General features: G+C 37.4%; 8 protein-coding genes, 1 tRNA gene and 1 pseudogene. 1 reads left to right on the forward strand and 9 read right to left on the reverse strand.

Annotated features, from left to right (window positions below; genetic code table 11):
- Positions 1-61 precede the first annotated feature (61 nt).
- From Q0L68_RS13680 to Q0L68_RS13715, 8 genes are all read right to left on the reverse strand, one after another.
- Positions 62-148, reverse strand: a tRNA-Ser gene (locus tag Q0L68_RS13680).
- Positions 149-245: 97 nt separating this feature from the next.
- Positions 246-1,313, reverse strand: coding sequence for an asparaginase (locus Q0L68_RS13685; RefSeq protein ID WP_296704177.1), 1,068 nt, complete (start codon positions 1,311-1,313; stop codon positions 246-248).
- A complete protein-coding gene (locus Q0L68_RS13690; RefSeq protein WP_296704178.1) occupies positions 1,303-2,085 on the reverse strand; it encodes a TatD family hydrolase in 783 nt (260 codons plus the stop codon). Before Q0L68_RS13690 ends, Q0L68_RS13685 begins: the two co-directional genes overlap by 11 nt.
- Positions 2,082-3,179, reverse strand: a complete 1,098-nt coding sequence (locus tag Q0L68_RS13695) for a glycosyltransferase (RefSeq protein WP_296704181.1) — start codon at positions 3,177-3,179, stop codon at positions 2,082-2,084. The genes Q0L68_RS13690 and Q0L68_RS13695 overlap by 4 nt, the downstream gene beginning before the upstream one ends.
- 8 nt (positions 3,180-3,187) lie before the next feature.
- The gene (locus Q0L68_RS13700; protein ID WP_296704184.1) at positions 3,188-3,814 is read right to left on the reverse strand and encodes a polysaccharide deacetylase family protein; all 627 of its coding nucleotides are present in this window, start codon (positions 3,812-3,814) and stop codon (positions 3,188-3,190) included.
- Between the two features lie 2 nt (positions 3,815-3,816).
- Positions 3,817-5,028 (reverse strand): PP2C family protein-serine/threonine phosphatase, encoded by a 1,212-nt coding sequence (locus Q0L68_RS13705; protein ID WP_296704187.1) that lies wholly within the window; start codon positions 5,026-5,028, stop codon positions 3,817-3,819.
- A gap of 3 nt (positions 5,029-5,031) precedes the next feature.
- Positions 5,032-5,283, reverse strand: coding sequence for a hypothetical protein (locus Q0L68_RS13710; protein WP_296704189.1), 252 nt, complete (start codon positions 5,281-5,283; stop codon positions 5,032-5,034).
- A gap of 19 nt (positions 5,284-5,302) precedes the next feature.
- The gene (locus Q0L68_RS13715; protein WP_296704191.1) at positions 5,303-6,361 is read right to left on the reverse strand and encodes a glycosyltransferase; all 1,059 of its coding nucleotides are present in this window, start codon (positions 6,359-6,361) and stop codon (positions 5,303-5,305) included.
- A 75-nt stretch (positions 6,362-6,436) separates the two neighbouring features.
- Here Q0L68_RS13715 and ruvC point away from each other — a divergent pair, with 75 nt between their 5' ends.
- A complete protein-coding gene (ruvC, locus tag Q0L68_RS13720) occupies positions 6,437-7,012 on the forward strand; it encodes a crossover junction endodeoxyribonuclease RuvC (protein ID WP_296704195.1) in 576 nt (191 codons plus the stop codon).
- 17 nt (positions 7,013-7,029) lie between these two features.
- Here the strand turns inward: ruvC and Q0L68_RS13725 are convergent.
- A pseudogene (locus Q0L68_RS13725) lies at positions 7,030-7,224 on the reverse strand (PorT family protein); the annotation flags it as partial.

Raw genomic sequence — 7,224 nt, forward strand, 5'->3', positions numbered from 1 at the left:
TGATATCATTCTTAAAACAAAAAACCAGCCTTAGTTCTAAAGCTGGTCTTTAATCTTTTTGCAGAGAGGAAGGGATTCGAACCCTCGATACCCTCACGGGTATACACGCTTTCCAGGCGTGCTCCTTCAACCACTCGGACACCTCTCTATTGGTTGTTTCCGACCTGCTTTCCCAAATCGGAGTGCAAAGAAAATTATTATTCAAGCCGTTTCCAAATCTAACTCCAAAATAACCTGATTTTCTACTAGGTGGTCATTTCTCCTGCTATAGGAATCATCAGACGCTTCTTCACTTCATCAGCCGAAGAGTATTGACCTAAAAGGAACATTAATTTTGTAATTGCCGCCTCAGTAGTGATATCAGCCCCACTCACAACTCCTACATTCAACAATTCTTTACTCGTTTCATATCTCCCCTGGATTACTCTACCCCCATTGCATTGGGAAACATTCAATATGATTAATCCATTTTTTACAGCCCTAGCCAAGGAATTCATAAACCAACCTTCACTTGGTGAATTGCCGGAACCATAGGTTTCTAATACCACTCCTCTCAAACCAGGTATATCAAAGCAAGCATCCATAATTTTCGAAGTGATACCCGGAAATAATTTCAAGATCATTACCCTGTTATCCAGTTGAGTATTGTATATCAGCTCTTTTTTTGGTTCATATGGACGAATGGCGGCCGTATTATAGTCAATAACGATCCCTGCTTCCGCTAGAGAAGGAAAGTTTTCGGACTCAAAAGCATCAAAATGAACCGATTGAACTTTTTTAGCTCTATTCCCACGCAAAAGCATATGATTAAAAAATACGCAAACCTCGGGTACAATCGGATTTCCGTTGATTTTTGCAGTCGCAATCTCCAATGAAGTCATCAAGTTTTCCCGTGCATCTGACCTCATTGCAGATATTGGCAACTGGGCACCTGTGAAAATGACCGGTTTATTTAATCCCTGAAGCATATAACTCATCATGGAGGCTGAATATGCCATGGTATCCGTTCCATGAAGTACTACAAAGCCATCATAACTATCATAGTTTTCATTGACGATGTAGGCCATATCTGTCCAATGCTTCATAGACACATTGGAGGAATCAATGGGTTCAGGAAAAGAGATCACCGTAATGGCAATATTCATATTAGAGAGAATCGGAATCTTTTCTAAGATCTTCCCAAAATTAAAGGGAACCAAAGACCCAGAGTCATCATAGGCCATACCTAGCGTTCCTCCAGTATATATAATTAATACCGAGGAGGTCTTGCTGGTCCGGAGTCCTGTATTTAGTCTTACTATTTTATAATTCATGGCTAAACTCCCTGAACAAATTCAATGCATTTTGTTTCGTTTTTTTGGCAACTTCTTCTTTTGAAATTGACAAAAAATCACCGATTTTCTCTGCAACGATAGGCAGATAAGCCGGTGAATTTCTTTTCCCTCTATAAGGAACTGGCGCTAGATAAGGGGAATCTGTTTCCAAAACCAAATGCTCCAATCCTAAATTAGGAATTACCTGATCTAATCCACCATTTTTAAAAGTGGCAACCCCACCAATACCCAAAATAAAGCCTAATTCAATAATTTCCTGTGCCTGACTCAAAGTACCCGTAAAACAATGAAAGATCCCTTTCAAACTTCCATCCTGCTCTGCTTTAATAATTTCAATTGTTTCATCCATGGATTCGCGACAATGAAGAACAATAGGGAGGTTTTTTTCCTTAGCCCAGGCAATCTGAATCTTTAAAGCTTCCTTTTGCTGTTCAAAAAAAGATTTGTCCCAGTATAAATCCAAGCCTATTTCCCCAACAGCTGCAAATGGTCTTTTATTTAACCATTCGTCCATCATATAAAGCTGTTGTTGAAAATCCTCTTTGACATCGCAAGGATGCAAGCCCATCATGGGGATGCAAAGATCAGGATACTTCAGCTCGCAATCCAGCATGGCATCAATGGTTTCTACATCAACATTGGGCATGTATACACGTTCAATCCCTGCTTTTCGAATGTCATCGATCACTTCATCCCGATCCGAATCAAACTTTGAAGAATATATATGCGCGTGAGTTTCTATTAGATTCATGAGTATTGTCTAGACTTCCAAGTGATTTTGGAAGGCCAAAAATAATAAAGAATAGTAAGGAAGGTGGCAAGGACATAGTAAAAATCATAGAATAAAAACCATATCCAATATAGTTGAATCTTTGATTTTACAGAAATTGACTTCAGAAAAAAAGACTGCAATACTATTTTAAGTAGCCATGTAGAAATACCTAAAAACCAATTCAACCAAATCAAATAGAATACAGCGGGAAAAAACAATAAATGAAAACTAAGAGCTAATTTCCAAAACCAGGGAAGGGTGAATACTCCTTTCAACCATCTTTTTCTTTGCTTCAAAAAAGCCATCCATCCTTTTTCGGCCTTTGTTTTTAATAGCATTTCCGAACTTACTTGCTGTTGAATCTTGAAACCAACATTTTTTATGGAGCGGGAAATCTCTAAATCCTCAGTTAAGGAAAATGAGGTGTTCTCATACCCGCCTGAAAGAAAATAAGCCTCTTTTGAAATTACCATGTTGTTACCCAAACCAGTCGTATGCCCTCCTAGGTCTGATACAACTTTGGTAATCGCTAGAATATTCCACCAATCAAGTTTTTGAAAATAACTGAAAATGCCACTTTCCTTTATTTCAGTAACTCCATTAAGAAGGCCAGTGAATTCAGAGAAACTACGAATTCCTTCTTTAACCCAGTCCTTGGTAACAACACAATCTGCATCCGTAAAAAAGAAATACGCTCCGGTAGCTTCTCTAGCCATAATTGCCAACGCATTTGCCTTCCCATTTAAAAGATTGTTTCCACTTTTATATGTTTTGATTTCAAATACTTTTTTGTTTTCCTGCCCATAACTCCAACTTTTTAAAATGGAAAGAGTCCTGTCTTCACTAGCGTCATCTGCTAAAAGAAACTCTATTTTGTCACTTGGATAATCAATCGATTCGAATGATTTCAATAAATTTGGCAAGTCTAGTTCCTCATTTCTAGAAGAAACTAAAATGGAAACTTTTGGAAGAGTTTCGGGTAGTGGTTTCGAAAAGTCAATCCAGAAAAATTTTACCCGGATAATCAGAATAACGTATTGAATCAATAGAATTGCAGCTGCAAAACTTGCCAAGTATTGAATTATAATGTTGCTGTTTCCCAACCTTGATCCTGAATTTCGTCTAGGTAAGTTGGTAAAATTTTAGGTAATACTGAACTGGTTTTTTGCTGGTCGTGAAAAAGCACTACCGAACCTGGAGTAGTTTTTTCAATTGATTTTTGAAGAATATCCTGGGTATTAAGACTCAAATCATAGTCACCACTTAGCATATTCCACATTATTATTGAATGTGTTTTTAATATTTCCTTTGCCTGTGAAGAGGTCAATAGGCCATAAGGCGGACGGAATAAGCATGTCTGTTTTCCTAAAACTTGCTGGATCATTCTGTCGCATTCAAGAAAATCATTTAAATATTCCTGCTTTTTTGTCTTCCATCCATTCAGGTGATGAAATGTATGGTTTGCCACAACATGATTTTCAGAACATACCTCCCTCGCCAAAAGTGGATGTTTTCCCACGTTATCCCCAACCATAAAAAAAGTCGCCTTCATATTTCTTTTGGCAAGTTCATTTAGGACATAATCAGTGATACCCGGTACCGGACCATCATCAAAGGTCAGGTATATTTGATTTTTCTCAGGTGACCTGGACCAAATTCGTTTAGGAAATAATCTTTGGACAATATTAGGAACCGTATGAAAAACCATACTTAGCTAAATCTTAGACTCAACAATGTCAAATCATCCCGCAAGGGAACATCTTCCGAAAATTCCCTCATTTCTTTGAAAAACTCTCGGTGAAAATCATCCGGATCAACACAGAGATGATTTCCGACGAATTTATCAAGACGCTCTTCGCCGTATTCCTCATCTTTTTTATTTATAGCCTCTGTTAATCCATCGGTATAAAGATGAATTGTAAACTGCTTCAAATTTTCCCTTTCCCCGATTTCTAAAAATGGGAGCTCTTCAAAAGCCCCTAAAATAGTGGTTCCGGCCTCCAGAAGCTCTCTTTTCTCCTGTTTCTCCCAACATAATAATGGAGGGTTATGACCGGCATTGACATATTGAAGTTTCTTGGTTTTATAGTTGAAATGCCCTAGAAAAAAAGTAATAAACCGTTCCCCTTTTGTATTTTCATAAAGCGTAAAATTCAATTGGTTCACAATCATTTTTAGATTTGCATCGCTTCTGAGCAAAGTCCTCAAAGTGGCTTGGAAATTTGACATGAGCAATGCCGCTGCAAAGCCCTTTCCTGACACATCTGCAATACAGAAAAAGAAATCATCTTCAGATCTTTGGATCAAATCATAATAATCCCCTCCTACCATACTATGCGGGAAATAAGTGACTTTTGCTTTAAGTTGATCTGTATCTGGCAACTCGGAGGGAAACAACATTTGCTGTACCTGACTGGCAATTGCAATCTCTCTATTTAGAATTTCCTGCTGCAATTGCCTCCTGGCAAACCTTTTGTTTTCTAAAGCCACAACCAAAATATTGGTAAGTGCTTGGGTAAAATCCAGATCTAGAGGGGTATCAGGTTCCTTCCTTCTTAAAAATAAAATAGCAAGCATTTTATCTTTATGATAAACGGGTAAATAGGTCTCTAATTCTTGGAAAGAATACCCGTCTGATAACTCAAGTCTCAGCTGACCGGAAGACTTTTCTTCCTTTAAGTCTGCCAATGGAATCAGTTGGGGAACCTTGGATTTCACTCCATGGGCAATCATTTTTTCAAAAGCTCCCTCTTTTGCAACATATAGAACCATCGATTTAATATTCAAATGCACCAAGCAGGTGAATTTGAATATATTTCCTAAAACCTCCTCTGACTGATTCTCATTGATAGCCTGAGTGATCTCTAAGAGTGCTTTAAGCTCTAGTTCTTTTCGTTGATATTTAAAAGTTTCTGTATCCAAGTATTATATCGTATTGTGGGCCATCAGCCCTTTTTTTGTAGCAAGGAAAAACAAATTTATTCCCTCTTTGAAAATATCCACTTTATTGAAACATTCATCATCCGGAGACTTCAAACATTTAATCAGACCCTGTTGATAAAGAGAATCTAAAGCTGCCAGAATTTTAGTTTCTTCCAGATCCAATGTTTCCTTTAAATATTTAAATGGCTGAACGAAGTACAGTTCATCCATGACATCAAACTCTTCCTCTGTCATAATTTTCTAATAGACTAAATTAATCAGATCTTCTGTTTCCCCGGCCTTTCCAGGTATATTTCCCTGTTAGGATCCCCATTCCAATTCCTACAACATAGAAAGGATGAATTAAAGAAGTTTTAACAACATCAGCTAACCTGAATGGATACTCCAAACTTCTTAAAATTCTTTGAAAGGCCAGACTTTCTGCCAAGATTTTAAAGCTCCAAAGTAGTGAAAAAGTTAAAAATCCGATTTTCCCCTCGAAAAGAAATAAAAAAGTTGATAGCCAAACTAACTGAAAAATAAACGGAATCAGGGAAAAAGCCATGTGACTAAAAGAAGCATGACTTTTCCATTTTCCAGCCCATCTTATTTTCTGGAAAATGAGAGCTTTCCAATTTGCTTCCGGCTCAGTAAATACCAAATACTCTTTGTATGGTCGATACAAAACTGAAGTAGCCCCAAATTTGGCAACAATTTTCTTAAGCAAAAACTCGTCATCACCTGAGGGATTTTTTTCATTGCCTTGAAAACCACCAACATCTTCAAAAGCCGTTCTTCTGTATGCTAAATTCGCAGCACTGCAGGTAATTGGTTTATGAATTCCAAAACCAAAATTTGTGACTAAAAGAATACTTGCCCATTCAATTAATTGAAACCGGGATAACAACCCTTCCCCTTGCTTTGGGAGAACGGGTCCTGCCACTAATCTAATATTTGGATCCTCAAAGTTCTGGAGTATCCGTTCAACCCAAGAGCTTTCCCAAAAACAATCTGCATCTGAGGTCAGAATAATTTCACCTTTAGAAACAGAAATCGCATAATCAATCGCTGCTTTTTTTCCTTTCCCAGGGTTTGATAGAGTCTTTATTTGTTCAAACCCTGCAAAAGATTGCTGAAGTTTTCTAAAAGTTTCATCTTCACTATGATCATCCACCAAGATTATTTCAATCTTAGGATAGGTAATACCCATAATTGCCAACACTAAACGGGAAATATTCTCTGATTCATTTCTTAAAGAAATTATTAAGGTTGCCGTAATTTCAGAAGTTTTGGGTATTGCATCTAAATTGCCTACGGGCCAATAGTTACTCATGTGCCAAAGCAGAAAGAAGTAACAGAGAATACAAATCAGGTAAAAACTTAGCATCTTTTCGGCTAACTTGCAGGGGTGAGTAAAGAAGTAAAAAATACTGTAAAGGAAAAAATCATTTTGGGTATTGATCCTGGCACAACCGTGATGGGCTATGGTTTAATCAAAACTCAAGGTAAAAAATATGAGATTCTTCAATATGGAGTTATTCATCTGAAAAAATATGACTCGCATGAATTAAAACTCAAAAAGATCTTTGAAAGAATCACTGGAATCATTGAGGAATTTTTACCCGATAATGTTGCATTGGAGGCTCCATTTTATGGCGTTAATGTCCAATCCATGTTAAAGTTGGGTAGAGCTCAAGGCGTTGCAATGGCGGCAGCTTTGGCGAGAGAAATCCCCATTACTGAATATTCACCAAAGAAAGTTAAACAATCTGTCACAGGAAATGGGAACGCCTCAAAAGAGCAGGTAGCAGCTATGCTCCAAACACTTTTCAAACTCACAGAACTACCTAAAATGCTTGATGCAACAGATGCCTTGGCAGTTGCGCTTTGCCATCACTTTCATGAAGGTAGATTTCAGACTAGAGGAAGAAATGAAGGCTGGAAATCATTTATTGAGGAAAACCCTAATCGGGTCAAAAAATGATTCAAACCTTTTACTAATTACTTAATAATATCAACACCAATAGAAACCTTAAATACTCTGTTTTTTACATCGGTATTAAAGTAGTTTAAGCTGGTCAAACCTAAGTCATAGCTTGCTTGGACGTTAAATCCCAAAGGTAGATTTATTCCAACACCTACCACCGCACCTATATCATATCCTCTGATTACATCTGTACTTGTTGAGGTGATATT

This window comes from Algoriphagus sp., from assembly GCF_024642405.1.
Lineage (GTDB): Bacteria > Bacteroidota > Bacteroidia > Cytophagales > Cyclobacteriaceae > Algoriphagus.